The sequence below is a fragment of the Paenibacillus sp. J22R98 genome (assembly GCF_059383835.1).
This window is the reverse complement of record NZ_JBXENW010000014.1, coordinates 76,738-93,284: the sequence shown is the minus strand read 5'-3', so window position 1 is coordinate 93,284 and position 16,547 is coordinate 76,738. Positions and strand designations below refer to the sequence as shown.

Below are 16,547 nucleotides of genomic sequence, written 5' to 3'. Positions count from 1 at the left end.
TTTTCGGGTGATTTCCCATACAGTTAGCGGATATACCGCTTAAGGCAATGGATATCATGCGAGAATGCCTAGTTAGTTGGATTATCGAGCATTGTAAGCGGCATATCCGCTAATAATGCTTTTTTCGGGTGATTTCCCATACAATTAGCGGATATGCCGCTTAAGGCAATGGAAATGACGAGCGGGGGAGAGAGTTAGTCTGGTTATTGAGCATGAAAAAGAGCCCCCAACACCTCGGGGACTCCCTACTCGCTATTTCAAATCCACCACGACCAAGCAGCGGTCGTCGGATTGCAGCTCCTCGGATTGCTCGCGTGAGAAGAGCGCTTCTTCGAGCGCTTGCAGCGAAGCATGCGTGCCGTAGGGCTGCAGCAGCTCGGTGAGGCTGGCCTCGCGGTCTTCCACGTAGTCGCTGCCGACGAGGTCGTAGATGCCGTCGGTCAACAAGACGATACGGTCGCCGGGTCCGATGGCAAGCGTGTGCTTCTCGATCGCCATCTCACTGAACATGCCGATGGCGACGCCGCCTTGGGCGAAACGTTCAATGCTGCCATCGCTTCGAATGAGCATGCCCGGCGGATGCCCGGCATTCACGTATTCGAGCGTACCTGTGCTTAGATCAATGACCATATACAGCCCCGTAAAATAATACTGAATCAACTGATCCGCAAATTGCAGCTGCAGCGATCGCCGGTTCAGCTCCTTGATAACGCGTTTGGTCCCCGACTGCTTCGTCATCGCTTCCTTGAGAACCGATGCGATAAACATGCACGCCAGCGAGGATGATATGCCATGCCCCATCGCATCGACAACAGCTACGCCATAGCGATTCTCATCGATTCGATGCCATGCGTACAAATCACCGGATAGCTCCTCAGACGGGCGGAATATCGCATCGATGGCAATACGCTCGTCATCCACCGGCTGCGGCAGCGCCGCAAGCTGAACCTCGCGCGCCAGCTGCAGCTCCTCCCTCATCCGACGATCCCGCTCCTTATGCCAATCCTTCTGCTCCTTCAGCCGCAGCGCAACACGTATCCGTGCAAGCAGCTCAATCCGGTTGATGGGCTTCGTCACATAATCGATCGCCCCGGCATCCAGCGCCTCGGCCAGCTTCTTCGAGTCGCCGATTGCCGTTACCATGATGATGGGAATATCCTTCAAGCGCGGCGACTCTTGGATCATCGCACAAGCCGTAATGCCATCCACGCCCGGCATCATCATATCGAGCAAAATCAAATCGATGTCATGATCGTCATCACCCGGCGCTTCCTCCGGCTCACGCCCTTGCCTGTTTAAGCCAAGCAAACTAAACAATTCGCTGCCAGAGGCAGCCTGCAAAACATTCGTATACCCCGCACGCTTCAAAATCTCTCTGACAACCGTAATATTCATCGGATTGTCGTCCACCACTGCAATTCGCATCTTCAATTTCCTAGGCATTTCTGATCTCCTTATCGTTGTCCTTCACCGGTACGACGTTATGTACTTCGTTACCCTCGCAGATCATGCTTTGAATCTGGAACTTCTAGGACAGCTGCCTAAAGCACATTGGCCCATAGCCTCATACACTGATAGCAAGGAGAGTGGTGCAGAAATGGACAATGGCAGTGCGATGGATATTCGAACGGCCATCTTCTTGGCAGCGGTTTGCGAGCAAACCTATAGAATGTACAGAAATGATGGAAACTTTCTTGTGCCTAAGTCCTATCGTCTCGTAGGGACATTCAAGGCAGCGTCCTACTTGGACAATGAAGAACCCTTTGGCTTCATTCTAGAATCGGACTGGGCAGCAATACTCGCTTTCCGAGGTACGAGCTCGCCTACTGACTGGATTACGGACATGATTGCACAACAAATCCCGTTCAAACCGATCAAACGGGGCTGCAAAACGCATCGCGGCTTTACCGATGTCTATATGTCAGCTCGCGCCCAAATCTTTCGCCTTCTAGATCAAGTGCCGAAAGAAAAGCCGCTGTTCGTAACCGGGCATAGTCTTGGTGGAGCATTAGCTACTCATGCCTCGCTTGATATTGCCGTCAATCGTAAACCAGCCAACCTCATTACTTACACGTTCGGAGCACCGCGGGCAGGCGATCCCGAATTCGTCCGCAATTACAATGAAGCCGTGCCCCTTACGTTTCGTATCCAAAATGAATTCGATATTGTCCCTCATCTGCCGCCGCTTGTTTACCAATTACCGAAAAGCAAGAAAACCTATTACTATATGCACGTCAAGGAAGCGGTCAAACGCAGCTTTCGCAATGGATCCGTAAGCGGAAACCATATCATCGAAAGCTATTTTGCCGATTTGGCAAAGGATGCGCCCGATTTTGCTGCCATGATTTGTGTAGATCCGCCAGGCATGTGCCCTCTAACATGAGAAACCGGAGCAATTGCCGGCGGTTACATAGTTGAAACTCACTCCGCAATGCGGCTGCGCTCCGCCTTCGTCATCCCTTTAAGCACGAGCTCGTATGAGTGCTTGATCATATCCTGCAGCTCGCCTTGCGGAATCGATCCATCGAGCGCAATGGAGTTCCAGTGCTTCTTATTCAAATGATAGCCAGGCGTAATGGCATCATATTGCTGCCGCAGATTCTCCGCGATAATGGGATCGCATTTCAAGGATATGCCGCTTTCCGAGAGAAGTGCGAACATTTTTCCGCCTGCCTTCATCACCAACGGATCCGGCCCAAACGGATAATCCTTCACTGCGCCTGGCATGGACAAGCAATAGGCTGTTAACTCTTCCATCCGCTAATCTTCCCCTCTTCACACAAAAGTATAGTTCGCAAATGCAGCCGCTTGTCCATAGTACTCACCGGCTTCATCGTACAAGTTCCATACGACAGCCTGCTCAATTCGGAAACGTCGGCCGCTGCTGGAAATTCGAATACCGTTGTAATCGTCGATATACCCTTGCCCGGCGACGGCTTCCAGAAATCGCTGCCGTTCCTCTTGAATCATCGGCTCCGCTGTATGCTTCGACTCGATCCGTGTAAAAGCATCCCAATCCATTTCCCATAACGCCAAAGCCGCACGGTTGCCGTAATTAAGCACCGGGTCCTGCTGCGTGCCATGTGAGAGTACCACAAGATCCGCATGAAATAAGGCTTCCGCTGCCGACTCTTGCTCTCCCTGTGGAATTAAAGGCCTGCCCAGCAGCCGATTGTAGCTCTTCAAAATAATGGCGGCATGGCGCTCCCCCGCGCCGATACCGGTCAGTTGCTGCAGCATGACTTGTTCTCCCTCCAACCTAATGTTCAACCCCAACTAATTTAAAAAAACTGAAGGTGAGGTTCACCTTCAGTTCTTCGATTACGCTGCTATACGCCCATTTTCTTGCGCTGATTGTTTACTTTTTTGTGGTTTTGGCTCTTCATCGTTTGTTGGTTGCCGCCTGGACCATGCTTCTGCTTATTGTTCGCATTCGCCTGTTCCTGTTTCTTCTGGGCCAGCTTCTGCTTCATCGCTTCGGCAAGGGAAATTTTCTTCGGCTCTTGCTCTTGCGTTTGCGCTTCCGGCGTCGTTTGGTTTTCTTCCATTTCAGATCACCTCGTCTGTTTGTACTAGTTGTATTGTAGCTTTTTTTTCGCTTGCTTTCCAGTATACAAGGCATCAATTTTCACAAGTTTGCCATGATATTCCGGATTTCACTCCCGCAGCGCATCCTTCAGCTTGGTGGACATGTTGTCCGCACTTCCGGCACGCAGCATTCCGCGAAGTCTTGCAACCTCCTGCTGCAGACGAAGCTTGTCCCCGCGCAGCTGCTCAATCTCGGCTTGTGCCTGCATGAGCTGCTCTTGCAATGAAGAAATCGGCTCGTTCATCGCCGGCTTCCCCCTCTCTATTCACATCACTTCTCTCTATTGTAACGCTGCCCCACCTTAATGTAAAAAAAGCTCCGATATCGCAGCACCTGGAGAGCTCCATCAAAAGAACTCCAAATGCTGCACCTATCGGAACTATGCTTCTTACTTGACGGCGATCGCAACCTTCTGCGTCGTCACGAGCACATTCTTGCTGTTGAATGCTTTAACAACCACATCGATCTTCTTCCCTTTATACGGCGCAAAATCAATCTGTGCCGTCCAAGGCAGCGAGGTTACCGTCGCAACCGTCTTGCCGCCGATCTCATAAGTCACTTTGCTGAGCGTTGGGGACCATGTTTTCACATAAGCTGAAATCTTCTGTGACGATGCCGGTACCGGCGATGCCGTGTTAATCGGCTTGTAAGCAACCGGCGACTCGTCGCCAAGATTGCTCAAATAAAATGGATTGGAAACGGACTGCTTGTAGCCTTCGAGAAGCTTCTGATTCGCCGAAAGCATATAATATTTTATCCTAGCGGAAGCATCGTGGTTGCTGTCGAACCAGAACACCGCTTTCACTTTCGGATACAGCATCGGAAGAGAGGCGTAAAATTCTTTCATTTTGTAAACGGCCCAGTCCGTCTTATCTTGTTTCTTCTCCGGATACATGTAGGCCACGCCGCCTTCCGAAATATAAACCGGTTTGCGCGACGCATACTGTTTGTAGATATAATCGAATTTCTCCAAATGGCTCGAACGATCTTCGCCTTGCTTCAGCGGATCAAGAGTCGGGTTAAAGATCGTATACAAACTGACGCCAACCCAGTCTACCGCGTCATCGCCCGGGTAGTAGTCGTTAATGTTATACTCCGGCGAGCGGTCAGGCGCCCAAACCATAGCAACATTATCCGGAGCTTCCTCGTGGAAGACCTTCGCAACAATACGGAATTTATCGATGTAATTCTTCGGGTTCTCTTCATGCCACGGTACCCAGTCGCCATTCATTTCATTCGCGAAACGCAGGAATACCTTCACGCCGGATGCCGCAATATCGCGTGCCAGCTGGTGCAGATACTCATCATCTTGTACTTCGCTAAGCCCTTTAAGCGGCTGTACGCCAAGCTGAATAGCGACTCCGGCCTCGCGAGCGTGATCGATGTGGCTCTGAATACTCGAAAGCGGTTTGCCATATGTAAAATAAATCAAATAGGCAGCGTGATCTTTGCCGGTTAGCGTGGGAAACCCTTCCGTGTAGAAAGGTTTTGCCGTCTTCGAATTGTGCACGGCCGGATCGAGTTCTGCGTATGCACCGATATAAGCGCCATTCTTCGGTTCAAAAATCGCACCATGCGTATTCGCAGATCCTAGTGCAGAAGCCGTAGTCTCCACGAACAGCCTTGCCGAGCTGCGAAGCTGATCGGCTTTGCGTTTGGCAGCGATGCTCATCTGCGTCATGTTCGCCTTACCGGTATACTCCGCTTCTTTATCCCAGTTCATAACGGCGTCGTCATATTTCTTCAATATCGCATAATCGTCGCCGATGCGGCGGTACATGCCCGCTGCATTACCATACTCTTTCTTCTTCAGAAACTCCGGCGCAATTTGGTTATATTTTGCAATCGCTTCCGCGTATTTGCCCTGCTGGTCGAGCTTCTGCGCTTGTTTGAATATCCCCCATACATCCATCGCCTGTACCTCAAAGGTATGGAATGTCGTGAAAGCAACAATAATCGTAAATAATGCCACCATCATCTTGCGGCCAAACGAAACGTAATTCTTGTAAGTCACCATGATTCCTCCGTGTGCTAGTAGTAGAAGTTACAGCGATATTTTACAGCATTTGGGATGGATTGAAAAGACAAAGTTTTACAAAATGTGACAACGCTCGCCCTTGTGCAACAAGTTGCGACAGGCATTCGTTTAATCTGATATAGGCTGCAAGCCATGCTTGGCAGCAGTGACCAGTTGTAAATGATATTCTAGCGTCTATAATTATCTTTATTATGGTTTGCGCTTTATTCATAGGAGGAACAGCAATTGAAAACGAACAAACGTATGTCCTATCTCATACTCGGCGCGGCGCTTAGTGCCGTTATTCTAACGACCCAAACTTCATGCACCAACAACTTATTTGGCAGCAATTCGTCAGCCACATCGGACAACAATGAACTGAATACCGGCAACACTTCCGTTTCAGGAGATGATGCAGCGGCTGGCACCGTTAAGACAAGTACCGGTACGAAAGGCAATTCAGGAGCCGGTAAGTCCGATACGAAGAATGATCCTTCAGGCTCCACAGGAACAGGTACTGCCGATCCCGGAAAAACAAATGACAGCACTCCCGCGACCGCCCAAACGGGCAGCAATCAATCTGCTTTTAAAGCGTTTATGCACGAGAATGCACCGTCCCGCACCGTGATGAAGAAGGACGGCGTCGCTTATGTGACAAACACGGACAGCCCGCTAGTCCTCGTCAACAAGAAGCGTGAGCTCGAATCGACTTATGTACCGAAGGATCTTGTCAAAGCGAATGTAGAATTCTCCTTCTCCGGCGACAGTCCGAAGCAGCAATTGCGTCAAATCGCGGCAACTGCGCTTGAGAAGCTCTTCGCAGGCGCGAAGAAAGATAAGATCATGCTCAAGGCCGTTTCCGGCTATCGCTCGTATGCTTCGCAGCGTTCTATCTTCAACAGCTATGCGAAGAAGAACGGCGAGGAAGAGGCCAATACGTTCAGCGCGCATCCCGGGCAAAGCGAGCATCAAACCGGACTGGCGATGGATGTATCCAGCGCGAGTGCAGGCTACGATCTTGATAAAAGCTTCGGCGAAACGAAGGAAGGCAAATGGCTGAAGGAGCACGCAGCCGAGTATGGCTTCATCATTCGCTACGAGCTTGGCAAAGAGCAAGAAACCGGCTATATGTATGAGCCTTGGCATATCCGCTACGTCGGCGTATTCATCGCACAAGAGATTAAGAAGAAGGGCGATACGCTCGAAGCTTACATGGCGCAGTTCTAACCGGATCTAAACAAACGAAAAGCCCTCCCGGCATGATGCCGGGGAGGGCTTTTCGTTTGTTAAAGGTTGAGCTGCGCTATTCGCCAAGCTTCCGGAACAAATCCTTAAACACGGAATCACGATGTGCATAGTGCGCACACCGGATGAAATGGCGGGAATGATCGACGCTCCAGCGGAAGTCCTCAGATAACAGCGGACTATGGACAAGAGTGCTCGGAATCCAGCTCGGATCGACCAGATATGCAATGGTCGAGATGTCCCAGATCACGCGGGAATAGCCAAAGTGATTCTGGCTGCAGTCCCGATAGGTTTCGTACAAGTATTGCCCGATCGGCCCTTTGTCGCGGACATAATCCTCAACCTCGGACAAGGTTGTCGCCAGATGAGAGGCAACGCCGGCACAAGGAATCAGAATGAGCGGAACGCCGCTGTTAAGCACCGTGCGGGAGGCATGCAGATCTTGGGCTAGGTTGAATTCCGTCGTATCATGCCAATGCAGCGCGTGGCCGCCGAGCCAGACAACGACGATTTTCTCAATAATGCGCGGCTCCATCAGTAGGGCAGAAGCTACATTCGTAATCGCACCGATCGCAACAACATACAAAGGATCGTCTTCGCTCGATGCCATTGCCCGTTCCACGAGATTTCTTGCAGCAGCGCTCTCTTGAGGAACGCCGGCTTCCGCCAGGTAGCCTTCCGAGCCGCGGTAGACCGGAATATCGGTCATTTCCGGCAAGATCGAACGAATCTTGAGAAGCTCGTTGTAGCTTTTCTCCATCCCGTCCTTCGGACCGTCAGACAGATCGTTGAAGAATGGTGCGGCATAGAACGCTTCAACCGTTACGCTCTCCGGCGATTTCAATGCATAGATGACGGCGAATTGATCGTCGATTTCGTTATAGGTATCCGTATCCAAAACCATTCGCACCTTGCGCTGTGGATGTTCTAAACGCTGCAGAAGCTTTTGCTGAGGCAATTTTGGAAATTCAACCATGTCCCTTGTCATCCTCCTTGAATATATCCTGCATTCCTTTTATGATGTGGTTATGAATTCAGGATTTTTCTCGCTTACTACGCTTATTCTACAACGAATACCGCGTACGATGATTATAGGATATGGCTGTTTGTTTGCATGATATGGCTAGGATAACGGGAGGGGAGCTTGCAGGATGCTGGCACAAATGGATTTTCTGTTTCAAGCTACGCGGCACGCGCATTCCTATATGCCGATGCATGAGCATACCTGCTATGAGCTGGTCTACTACCAGACGGGGAAAGGCCTTACGCGCTTCAACGATACGGTTTATACGTACACGCCCGGCACTTACACGATCATTGCGGCAGGAACGCTGCATGATGAACGGCGTACGCAGGACACGGATGTCATTTTTGTCGGCTTTCGGCTGCCTCGGAGGGAACTGCTGCTCAAGGAAGGGCTCTATCAGGATGATTCTTCTTCCCCGATCTTGCCGCTCTTATTGAAGATGATTGAGGAAATGCAGGAGCAGCGGGCGTATTATGCGGATCAATTGAATTATTACATCAGCTCCATCGTCATCGCACATCAGCGTGCCACGGATACCGGCGGCACATCGGGAGGATCCGTTGATCATCTCCTGTATGCACGCACCTTCATCGACGAGAACTGCAATCAGAAAATTACGATCGAAGAATTGGCCGAAATGGTCGGTTACAGCTACCATCACTTCCGGCATTTGTTTAAGCGCAAATTCGGTGTATCGCCCATTTCCTATCTGCTGCTTAAGCGAATTCAGAAAGCCGAGCATCTGCTTCTGCATTCGACGCTCCCTGTCACCTCTATTGCGCTGGAATGCGGCTTCTCGAATGATGCGCAATTCTGTACGCTGTTCAAACGAGAGAAGGGCGAGTCGCCTCGCGCCTTCAGACAAAGTCGAGCAGTCGCTAAGGCTTAGAAGCAGTCGACTGGCAGCTGAGCTAGCCGGCCGCTGATTGTTGCTGCGCTATTCCGGCGTCGCACAGGGACGGCCGTTGATATAGTAGGCGGTCTCTTGATACACCTTGAACGCGACCTCAACCTCAGCAACGCCGGCCTCATTCAGATGTTTGGTTACCGCTTGGGCAAGCTCATCTTGAATCGCTTGTCCTCTGTCGAACCAAGCAATTTCCACGAAAGGATAGGTCGGCACCGTTTCGCCTCCGAACACCGAAACCAGCTGCAGCCCGTCTATCGTAAAATTATCGGTCCCACACTGGCAGATGCTCGCCATCTCTTCTACTAAAGCCTTGCTCACTTCCACTAAAATAGACGTTTCAACACCACGTACGTTTAATTGGGGCATAGCTATTCCTCGCTTTACTCATATTCATGCAGCTGTTCTTCCTCCGCAATGCTTTGCAAATCGTAGCCGGATACTGTAATGATCCGATAGTCCGGCGTAATCTCGGCATGCTGCTTAGCCAGCTCCAGCAAATAACGCGGTGAGCCATCTTGTTCCTCATCATAGATGAGAATGAGTCCTTCCGAATTGTCGAGCAGGAAGCGATCTCTCGCTTTGAACTGCCACGGCCCATCATATTTCTGCTTGGAGATCGCGCTCACATAATCCGCGCCGGCCAGAATCTCGCTGTATGTCGTTTTCTTCTGCTCGTTCCAATTCTCTTCCTGCTCAAGAAAAGGAGTAATAATCGCGAGCCGCAAGCTCTCGTAGCTGGCCTTCAACTCGATCGTCACTTCCGCCGCCCATAGCTCCACGCCCCAGCCGCCGCTTACGATTACCCATTCCAGTCCATCCTCTACAAGAGCCGTGATCTGCTTCTTGAGCGCTTTCTTGATAATGGCGATGCCGGGATGCTTGGCCGAGAAAATGCCCAGCTCTGTTGCTCTATAGCCTGAAATCAGTACCTGCTTCATCGCGGTTTGCTCCTTGTTTACTCGTCCAGATAAGGGTAGCATACGAGTGGCGAAATTTCACCAACTGTCGTGAACTATTCGACAATTTCGAAGCCTCGTTCAATCCATAACAAGTCTGCCACAAGTGACCACTAGGCGAGGGATTCACTCTAACGAACCCTACAGGCCTTATTTCATCAAAATGAACGTGTTTGAAATTCTAACGAACTCCACAGGTCTTATTTAGTGTGAATTGGCCCCAATTCACTCCATTTTCCATAATTAAGGCCCCCATGGTTCGTTAGAATATAGAAGATGGTATTTTCGGGCAAATAAGGCTTCCACGGTTCGTTAGAACTTAAGCCACGGCAACTTAAGCTCGCCGGGCTGAATGGGGTAAACATGAGCAAGCAACAAAAAACTGCCTCAATCGTGCACCAAAGCACGTTCGAGACAGCTTTGTACATCTACTCCATCCCTTTCGGGTAATGCGCCTTCGGCTCTCGAATGACGGCCCCGTCATCCAGCAGAACCTCGGTTGTAAACTCCCGCGCTCCCTTGTACAGCCGAATGATGCGTGCACCGCGAGGGTAGCCTTCCCTGCCATAGGTCTGATAGCCGCTGGCCCGGCCATAACAGAGTCTGATGCCGTACATTTCGCCCCAGTAATCATTCACATGATCATGTCCGCAGAAGGTGCCAACGATGTCGCCCATCTCCACCATCGCCGTGAACAGCCCGGAATTGACCGGCGGACAAGCGACATTTTCATGTTTGCTGCCGTAGCACAGCTCTTTTCGCCATACTTCATCGTATTCGGGCAATGGAATATGGAAGAAAGCGAGTGAAGGCAGCGGCTCACCGTCGTTTGCTTCCGTGAGTGCTGCGGACTGCTCCGTATACCAATCGATCTGGTCACGACCAATCCAGGCATATCCTTCAAGATTCGGATACTCGGAATAGCTGCCGCTGTCGAGTAAGTAAAGGGCATGATGCGGTTTGCCGCTGCCGGGTTCTCTTATCAGCAGCACATAATTCCCCGTACCCGTAAGCTCCTCCGGACCTGACTGACTCACGCAATGCTCATGCTCCAGCTGAACGTCCATCAGCTCTTCTCTTGTTACCTCGTGCTCGGCGTCATGATTGCCAAACACTGCTGCCCATGGGATGCCCCGGGTATCGACCTCACGTACCGCCTCGCGAAAGGATTGCTTCGGATCGACGCAATCATCGCTGTAAATCAAATCGCCTGTAAAGATGACCAAGTCTGGAGAAGTATTCTCGAGCACCCGCTCCATCAGCAATCGAGTCAGGATGTCACCCGGCTCCCCGTTTTGCCAGTGAAGGTCCGTAAATTGCACTATGGTAAATGTGCCGTCCTCGCGGTAATGCAGTTCTTTCCCCATCTGATCCATCCCCCATCGTTAAAGCGATTCTCCCCCGGCCTCAATCCCGATAACGCCTTCAATTGAAGCAAGCGAAACGATGACTTCCTCGAACCGCTTCTTATAATTAAGCTTCAGCTGCATGCGGACAATCAGCATATCGCCGGAATCACCTTGCGCGGCTTCCTCGTTTTCGACGATTATTTTGCTGATTTGAATACCGAAGTGATGAAGCTCAGTTACAACCTTGTTCAGGCTTGCGGAATCTTTATTTATTTTCATGACCAGATCCTGCTTACGCTTGGTTCGCGAGAATTTCTTCTCGAACTTATTCAGGAAAAACAAGCTGACCACAACTAGCAGTGTGAGTACGGCTGAACCGTAATAGAATCCTGCACCTACCGTAAGTCCTATCGCTGCAACCACCCAAAGCGAGGCGGCCGTCGTAAGTCCTGAAACCGTAATCCCTGTTCGCAAAATCGTCCCTGCACCAAGAAAACCAATCCCGCTTATTACCTGCGCCGCTAACCGTGCCGGATCGAGCCGGACGTTCGGATCCGCCGCAAACTCAGCAAAACCATACATGGATAACAAAACAATTGCTGCCGATCCCAAACAAACGAGAATATGTGTCCTAAATCCTGCCGAATGTCCGCCCAGCTCGCGTTCCACTCCGATTAAACCACCCAGAATAAGCGCCAGCACCAAACGAATCGTCAGCTCCAAATAACTGATTTGCCAAATGCTGGGGTCGTACACTTGTGCCGCTGTTTCTCCCATATGCGTCAATCCTTCTTTTTAATGGTCCTTTGCTTATCTATACGCAAGGCAACAGCGAATGCCTACTGATAGGCCGAAAAAATATATATTCTTGACATAAGCCCAGAGAAGCTAGCTGCGTGCAAATTGCGATTCAAACCAATCCCAGCCGGAACCGACATGTTCAGGACGATGGGAGTCCGAGCCATAGACCAGTTCAATTCCTTTCGTCATGCACTCTTGGATAAACCACTCCGGCACGTATGGCTTACCGCAGCTCGGAACACGCAGCCCCGCCGTATTGACGTCGATTCCGACATTTCCTTGTTGCAGCAACGGTAGAATGGCAGTCAACCGACTCCGAATTTGCGCTTCATCGATCGGCGGGAGCTTAAGCGCGAATTTCTCGATCAAATTAATATGGCCGATCCGTTTACGCATCGGAAGTTTACTCGCGAAGGCAATGGCGGCTTCCACATGGTTATAATATTCGTCTACAACCTTCTCCATCGTCCCGTAGTAACTTAATAGGTTGGCCGAGAAATCATCAGCCGTAAAATCAATGCAGTACATACCGTCTTTACCCGGCAAGTAGTGAACGGAATAAACGACATCCTCCAGCTGCTGCTCATATTGCTCTACGATCGCTTCCGTGAATGGCAATGCGCCTTGCAAATAATCCAGCTCCAGGCCGACGGCAATTTCGATTTTCCCTTCATACTGCTGTTTGATTGATTTCGCGTATGCCATATAGAGAGGAAGCTCTTCGTTAGGCATGGCAAGCTCGTACATCAGCTTTGCATCCTGTACCCAACCTGCAGGAAGCGGCGGGTGCTCGCTAATGGTATATCGCGTAAAACCAAGCTCAATGGCACGGTCCACATATTGTTCCGACGGTGCGTCGCTGCCATGATAGCAAAACTTTGTATGCGTATGTCCATCCCATTTCATTACGTTTGACATGCTGCTTGTCCAACTCCTCTACCCGTTTATTCAAGCTCTGATGGCAATATGTACCTTCCCAGTATATCATCTTGATGAAAGCCTTCAATAAGTGGCAGCTGCACGCAAAAACTGCTTCTTCCAACAAGCGGCATTTCTGTTATAATGAATTCTGTTCATTTAGGTTAATCTAAAATAGAAATCCTTGTAAATTTCATCACCCCAAGCAAAGAAGAGAGGAACATGTATGATCAGCCGATTTAAACGACTTCTTATCGGACGGCCGATGAAAAGCGCAGAGCTCGAAGGCGAGAAGCTCAGTAAGTTAAAAGCACTCGCCGTACTGTCCTCCGACGCCTTGTCGTCGGTCGCGTACGGAACGGAGCAGATCTTGCTCGTACTCATGGCTGCCGGCTTTGCCGCAGTATGGTACTCCATTCCGATATCCATTGCCGTGCTCGGTCTATTACTAATACTCATTATTTCGTATCGTCAAACGATCTACGCCTATCCCAAAGGCGGCGGCGCCTACATCGTAGCCAAAGATAACTTGGGTGTTTCCACAGGGCTGCTTGCAGGAGGATCGCTGCTCGTCGACTACATACTGACCGTAGCCGTTAGCTCCTCGGCCGGAACCGATGCGATCACGTCCGCTTTTCCTTCGCTGCATGATCATCGGGTACTGGTCGCTTTAATCATGATCGTTTTTCTGACCGTCATGAATTTACGGGGAATCGGGGAATCCGCTTCCGTACTGGCTTATCCCGTCTATCTGTTCGTCGGGGCGATATTCGTCTTGATTATTGCAGGGGTTGTCAAAGTCATCGCAGGCGGTGTCCATGCCGATGTACCGGAGATCGGTGCGGCGGTGTCCAACATCAGCTTGTTCATGTTACTTAAGGCATTCAGCTCCGGTTGTTCGGCGCTCACCGGCGTCGAGGCCGTATCCAATGCGATCCCGAACTTCAAGAAACCGGCGGAACGCAATGCCGCAACAACACTCATCATGATGGGTACGATTCTCGGTGCGATGTTCATCGGTATCAGCTTACTCGCTTATTGGTACGGTATCGTGCCTAGCGCAACGGAAACCGTCGTTTCCCAAATCGCTAACGCGACGTTCGGACGAGGCATTCTCTATTATGCGATCCAAGGAATTACCGCTCTAATTTTGTTCTTGGCTGCCAACACGGCCTACTCTGCTTTTCCACTGCTTGCGTTCATGCTGGCAAAAGATAAGTATATGCCGCATGCGTTCATGGTGCGGGGAGATCGGCTCGGCTTCTCGAACGGGATTATTTTTCTAGGCGTGTTCTCTGCACTCTTAGTTGTTCTGTTCCACGGGGACACGGAGAATCTCATTCCACTCTATGCGGTGGGGGTATTTATCCCGTTCACGCTCTCACAGCTTGGCATGATGGTCCGCTGGATCAAGCTTAAACCGGCGAACTGGGGTGTCGGTCTTACCGTCAATACGATCGGGATGCTGACCACGCTCATCATTACGTTAATCTTTATTTTCACGAAGTTTAGTCAGATCTGGATGGTCTTCATCTTCTTGCCGATCGTTATTATCGGGTTCTACAAGATCAACCGCCACTATATGAACACCGCAGATGAGCTTCGCATCAACATTGATAAAGAGAAGCCTGCGATTAAAGGCAGCACCATTGTAGTTCCGGTCGCCGGGATTACGAAGGTCGTTCTGCAGTCCATCAGCTATGCGAAATCGCTGACTGATAACGTGGTTGCGGTCTATGTCGGGTTCGATGAGGAAGAAATCGAGCGGCTCGAGAAGAAATGGGAAGAGTGGAATCCCGGCGTGCGGCTGATCGTCTTGCGATCGAGTTACCGCAGCATTATCCGCCCTCTCGTCCGCTTCATCGAGACGGTGGAGTGGAAGACGCAGGAGACGGATCACATCACCGTATTGATTCCGCAGTTCATTACGAAGCACTGGTGGCATAACATCCTTCACAACCAGTCCAGCTTGCTGCTTCGCGCTTATCTATTTACGCAGAAAGACGTCGTTATCGCGACTGTGCCTTACCGGTTGCACCGTTAGTTGAAGTTTGTGGCCGAGAGTTCGATTTTGGAACTCTCGGCTTTGTTTTTGTAGTGATTTTAATGCTGAGAGTCGCGTTTTGCGACTCTCAGAGGGCGGTTGTGGTAGTGGGAGGGGCTTTCTGAAGGTGAGAGACGAGTTTTCCGACTCTCAAGGTGTGGTAGATGCGGTGGCGAGCTACTTCAGCAGATGAGATCAAGCCAACAAAAAACCGACTCCTATGGAAGCGAGTCGGTTCCATTCAAGGCGCGAACAGTTCCAGAAACGCGCTCACGCTCATCGGCTCAAGCAGCTGCGGGTCATCGCACACCGCCATAATTTGCGTTGTTTGTCCCGGAGAGAATCGCGTCAGCAGATTGGATTCGAATTTCTTTTTCAAGAGTGGGATGCCTTCGTCCCTCCTTCGCCTGTGGCCAATCGGATACTCCGTCAGCACCTCATCCGTCGCGCTTCCGTCTGTAAAGAACACCTGCACGCTGTTTGCGATGGAGCGTTTGTCCGGGTCCAGATAGTCCACCGTGAAGTCCGGCCGCTCCTTCACCTCCATCAAGCTGCGCAAACGGTCAACCCGCGGATCTGCCGCCGCCTCATCCTCATAATGATCAGCAGTCAGCGCACCGTGGAGCAGGCCGATCGCCGTCATATACTGCAAGCAATGGTCGCGGTCAGCGGGGTTGTGCAGAGGGCCTTTCTTATCAATGATGCGGATGGCGGACTCGTGTGTGGTAATGGTTATACGGTCGATTTCGTCGAATCTCTCAGCAACGAGGGGATGCAGTGCAATGGCGCTTTCCACCGCAGTTTGTGCGTGGAATTCGGCCGGAAAAGAAATTTTAAACAGCACATGTTCCATGACATAGGAGCCGTATGGACGCGAGAGCGAGAACGGTCTGCCTTTGAAAAGCACATCATAAAAGCCCCACCCCTTCGCCGACAGCGCGGATGGATAGCCCATTTCCCCTCGCAGCACCATGAGCGACAGCCGCAAAGCACGGCTCGTTGCATCCCCGGCAGCCCAGGATTTGCGCGATCCGGTGTTTGGCGCATGCCGGTAGGTGCGAAGCGCCTGCCCGTCAATCCACGCATGGGACAAAGCCTGCGTGATGTCCTCCTTCGTACCGCCGAGCAGGCCGGTTGCTACTGCGGTGGACGCCACTTTCACAAGTACGACATGGTCGAGTCCTACTCGGTTGAAGCTATTTTCAAGCGCCATCACGCCTTGCAGCTCATGTGCCTTGATCATTGCAGTCAGCACATCGCGCATGACGAGCGGAGGCTGTCCGGCAGCCTGCCTTACTTTGCTTGCATAATCCGCGGCAGCCAGAATAGCCCCAAGATTATCGGACGGATGGCCCCACTCCGCGGCGAGCCAGGTATCATTGTAATCCAGCCACCGAATCATACAGCCAATGTTAAAAGCGGCCGTCACCGGATCTAGCCGAAACGAAGTCCCCGGCACACGTACGCCACCAACCATTTCTGCACCCGGCACAACCGGGCCGAGCAGCTTCGTGCAAGCCGGGTAGTTTAATGCCAGCATGCCGCAGCCCAGCGTATCCATCAAACAATAACGAGCAGTCTCATAGGCCAGCTCGCTGTCTATCTGGTAGTCCGTTACATACGAAGCCATATCGGCAAGCACTTGGTCCGGCTCGGGCCGAATATTATCCTGACCATATCCCATGGCGGCA

At 51.1% G+C, this 16,547-nt stretch carries 17 protein-coding genes; 4 read left to right on the top strand and 13 right to left on the bottom strand.

Annotation, left to right across the window (positions count from 1 at the left end; genetic code table 11):
• Window positions 1-252: 252 nt before the first annotated feature.
• On the bottom strand, window positions 253-1,425 hold the full coding sequence (locus tag AC50Y3_RS28125) for a PP2C family protein-serine/threonine phosphatase (protein WP_494822020.1): 1,173 nt from the start codon (window positions 1,423-1,425) through the stop codon (window positions 253-255).
• 172 nt (window positions 1,426-1,597) lie between these two features.
• Here AC50Y3_RS28125 and AC50Y3_RS28120 point away from each other — a divergent pair, with 172 nt between their 5' ends.
• On the top strand, window positions 1,598-2,383 hold the full coding sequence (locus AC50Y3_RS28120) for a lipase family protein (protein ID WP_494822015.1): 786 nt from the start codon (window positions 1,598-1,600) through the stop codon (window positions 2,381-2,383).
• A 38-nt stretch (window positions 2,384-2,421) separates the two neighbouring features.
• Here the strand turns inward: AC50Y3_RS28120 and AC50Y3_RS28115 are convergent, their stop codons facing one another.
• The 5 genes from AC50Y3_RS28115 to AC50Y3_RS28095 form a co-directional block, all read right to left on the bottom strand.
• Window positions 2,422-2,757 carry an MmcQ/YjbR family DNA-binding protein gene (locus AC50Y3_RS28115; RefSeq protein WP_494822014.1) on the bottom strand — a complete coding sequence of 112 codons (336 nt, stop codon included), beginning with the start codon at window positions 2,755-2,757 and terminating at the stop codon, window positions 2,422-2,424.
• Between the two features lie 18 nt (window positions 2,758-2,775).
• On the bottom strand, window positions 2,776-3,240 hold the full coding sequence (locus AC50Y3_RS28110; protein ID WP_494822013.1) for an MEKHLA domain-containing protein: 465 nt from the start codon (window positions 3,238-3,240) through the stop codon (window positions 2,776-2,778).
• Window positions 3,241-3,329: 89 nt separating this feature from the next.
• A complete protein-coding gene (locus AC50Y3_RS28105) occupies window positions 3,330-3,548 on the bottom strand; it encodes a hypothetical protein (protein ID WP_494822012.1) in 219 nt (72 codons plus the stop codon).
• 108 nt (window positions 3,549-3,656) lie between these two features.
• On the bottom strand, window positions 3,657-3,833 hold the full coding sequence (locus tag AC50Y3_RS28100) for a hypothetical protein (RefSeq protein WP_494822011.1): 177 nt from the start codon (window positions 3,831-3,833) through the stop codon (window positions 3,657-3,659).
• A 144-nt stretch (window positions 3,834-3,977) separates the two neighbouring features.
• A complete protein-coding gene (locus AC50Y3_RS28095) occupies window positions 3,978-5,606 on the bottom strand; it encodes a glycoside hydrolase family 26 protein (protein WP_494822010.1) in 1,629 nt (542 codons plus the stop codon).
• Window positions 5,607-5,852: 246 nt separating this feature from the next.
• Here AC50Y3_RS28095 and AC50Y3_RS28090 point away from each other — a divergent pair, with 246 nt between their 5' ends.
• Window positions 5,853-6,833 carry a M15 family metallopeptidase gene (locus AC50Y3_RS28090; RefSeq protein WP_494822009.1) on the top strand — a complete coding sequence of 327 codons (981 nt, stop codon included), beginning with the start codon at window positions 5,853-5,855 and terminating at the stop codon, window positions 6,831-6,833.
• A gap of 76 nt (window positions 6,834-6,909) precedes the next feature.
• Here the strand turns inward: AC50Y3_RS28090 and AC50Y3_RS28085 are convergent, their stop codons facing one another.
• Window positions 6,910-7,827: a nucleoside hydrolase gene (locus AC50Y3_RS28085; protein WP_494822008.1), complete on the bottom strand. Its 918-nt coding sequence runs from the start codon at window positions 7,825-7,827 to the stop codon at window positions 6,910-6,912.
• A 175-nt stretch (window positions 7,828-8,002) separates the two neighbouring features.
• Between AC50Y3_RS28085 and AC50Y3_RS28080 the strand changes: the two genes are divergently transcribed.
• The gene (locus AC50Y3_RS28080) at window positions 8,003-8,767 is read left to right on the top strand and encodes a helix-turn-helix transcriptional regulator (RefSeq protein ID WP_494822007.1); all 765 of its coding nucleotides are present in this window, start codon (window positions 8,003-8,005) and stop codon (window positions 8,765-8,767) included.
• A 48-nt stretch (window positions 8,768-8,815) separates the two neighbouring features.
• On the opposite strand, the gene AC50Y3_RS28075 is transcribed toward AC50Y3_RS28080, so the two are convergent.
• From AC50Y3_RS28075 to hisJ, 5 genes are all read right to left on the bottom strand, one after another.
• On the bottom strand, window positions 8,816-9,154 hold the full coding sequence (locus tag AC50Y3_RS28075; protein ID WP_494822006.1) for a DUF1904 family protein: 339 nt from the start codon (window positions 9,152-9,154) through the stop codon (window positions 8,816-8,818).
• Window positions 9,155-9,168: 14 nt separating this feature from the next.
• A complete protein-coding gene (locus AC50Y3_RS28070; RefSeq protein ID WP_494822005.1) occupies window positions 9,169-9,726 on the bottom strand; it encodes an SLOG family protein in 558 nt (185 codons plus the stop codon).
• Between the two features lie 446 nt (window positions 9,727-10,172).
• Window positions 10,173-11,111, bottom strand: a complete 939-nt coding sequence (locus tag AC50Y3_RS28065) for a metallophosphoesterase family protein (RefSeq protein WP_494822004.1) — start codon at window positions 11,109-11,111, stop codon at window positions 10,173-10,175.
• Between the two features lie 18 nt (window positions 11,112-11,129).
• A complete protein-coding gene (locus AC50Y3_RS28060; protein ID WP_494822003.1) occupies window positions 11,130-11,870 on the bottom strand; it encodes an MgtC/SapB family protein in 741 nt (246 codons plus the stop codon).
• Window positions 11,871-11,981: 111 nt separating this feature from the next.
• Complete coding sequence (hisJ, locus tag AC50Y3_RS28055) at window positions 11,982-12,812, bottom strand: histidinol-phosphatase HisJ (RefSeq protein WP_494822002.1); 831 nt, start codon at window positions 12,810-12,812, stop codon at window positions 11,982-11,984.
• A gap of 226 nt (window positions 12,813-13,038) precedes the next feature.
• Between hisJ and AC50Y3_RS28050 the strand changes: the two genes are divergently transcribed.
• Window positions 13,039-14,856, top strand: a complete 1,818-nt coding sequence (locus AC50Y3_RS28050; protein ID WP_494822001.1) for an APC family permease — start codon at window positions 13,039-13,041, stop codon at window positions 14,854-14,856.
• Window positions 14,857-15,097: 241 nt separating this feature from the next.
• Here AC50Y3_RS28050 and AC50Y3_RS28045 read toward each other — a convergent pair whose 3' ends face one another.
• Complete coding sequence (locus AC50Y3_RS28045) at window positions 15,098-16,540, bottom strand: bifunctional 2-methylcitrate dehydratase/aconitate hydratase (RefSeq protein WP_494822000.1); 1,443 nt, start codon at window positions 16,538-16,540, stop codon at window positions 15,098-15,100.
• Window positions 16,541-16,547 lie beyond the last annotated feature (7 nt).

Coding starts and splice junctions, on each gene's coding strand:
- AC50Y3_RS28105 (WP_494822012.1), bottom strand. CDS start 3,548: ATGGAAGAAAACCAAACGACGCCGGAAGCGCAAACGCAAGAGCAAGAG.
- AC50Y3_RS28080 (WP_494822007.1), top strand. CDS start 8,003: ATGCTGGCACAAATGGATTTTCTGTTTCAAGCTACGCGGCACGCGCAT.
- AC50Y3_RS28070 (WP_494822005.1), bottom strand. CDS start 9,726: ATGAAGCAGGTACTGATTTCAGGCTATAGAGCAACAGAGCTGGGCATT.
- AC50Y3_RS28115 (WP_494822014.1), bottom strand. CDS start 2,757: ATGGAAGAGTTAACAGCCTATTGCTTGTCCATGCCAGGCGCAGTGAAG.
- AC50Y3_RS28065 (WP_494822004.1), bottom strand. CDS start 11,111: ATGGGGAAAGAACTGCATTACCGCGAGGACGGCACATTTACCATAGTG.
- AC50Y3_RS28050 (WP_494822001.1), top strand. CDS start 13,039: ATGATCAGCCGATTTAAACGACTTCTTATCGGACGGCCGATGAAAAGC.
- AC50Y3_RS28110 (WP_494822013.1), bottom strand. CDS start 3,240: ATGCTGCAGCAACTGACCGGTATCGGCGCGGGGGAGCGCCATGCCGCC.
- AC50Y3_RS28045 (WP_494822000.1), bottom strand. CDS start 16,540: ATGGGATATGGTCAGGATAATATTCGGCCCGAGCCGGACCAAGTGCTT.
- AC50Y3_RS28085 (WP_494822008.1), bottom strand. CDS start 7,827: ATGGTTGAATTTCCAAAATTGCCTCAGCAAAAGCTTCTGCAGCGTTTA.
- AC50Y3_RS28060 (WP_494822003.1), bottom strand. CDS start 11,870: ATGGGAGAAACAGCGGCACAAGTGTACGACCCCAGCATTTGGCAAATC.
- AC50Y3_RS28120 (WP_494822015.1), top strand. CDS start 1,598: ATGGACAATGGCAGTGCGATGGATATTCGAACGGCCATCTTCTTGGCA.
- AC50Y3_RS28125 (WP_494822020.1), bottom strand. CDS start 1,425: ATGCGAATTGCAGTGGTGGACGACAATCCGATGAATATTACGGTTGTC.
- AC50Y3_RS28100 (WP_494822011.1), bottom strand. CDS start 3,833: ATGAACGAGCCGATTTCTTCATTGCAAGAGCAGCTCATGCAGGCACAA.
- AC50Y3_RS28075 (WP_494822006.1), bottom strand. CDS start 9,154: ATGCCCCAATTAAACGTACGTGGTGTTGAAACGTCTATTTTAGTGGAA.
- hisJ (WP_494822002.1), bottom strand. CDS start 12,812: ATGTCAAACGTAATGAAATGGGATGGACATACGCATACAAAGTTTTGC.
- AC50Y3_RS28095 (WP_494822010.1), bottom strand. CDS start 5,606: ATGGTGACTTACAAGAATTACGTTTCGTTTGGCCGCAAGATGATGGTG.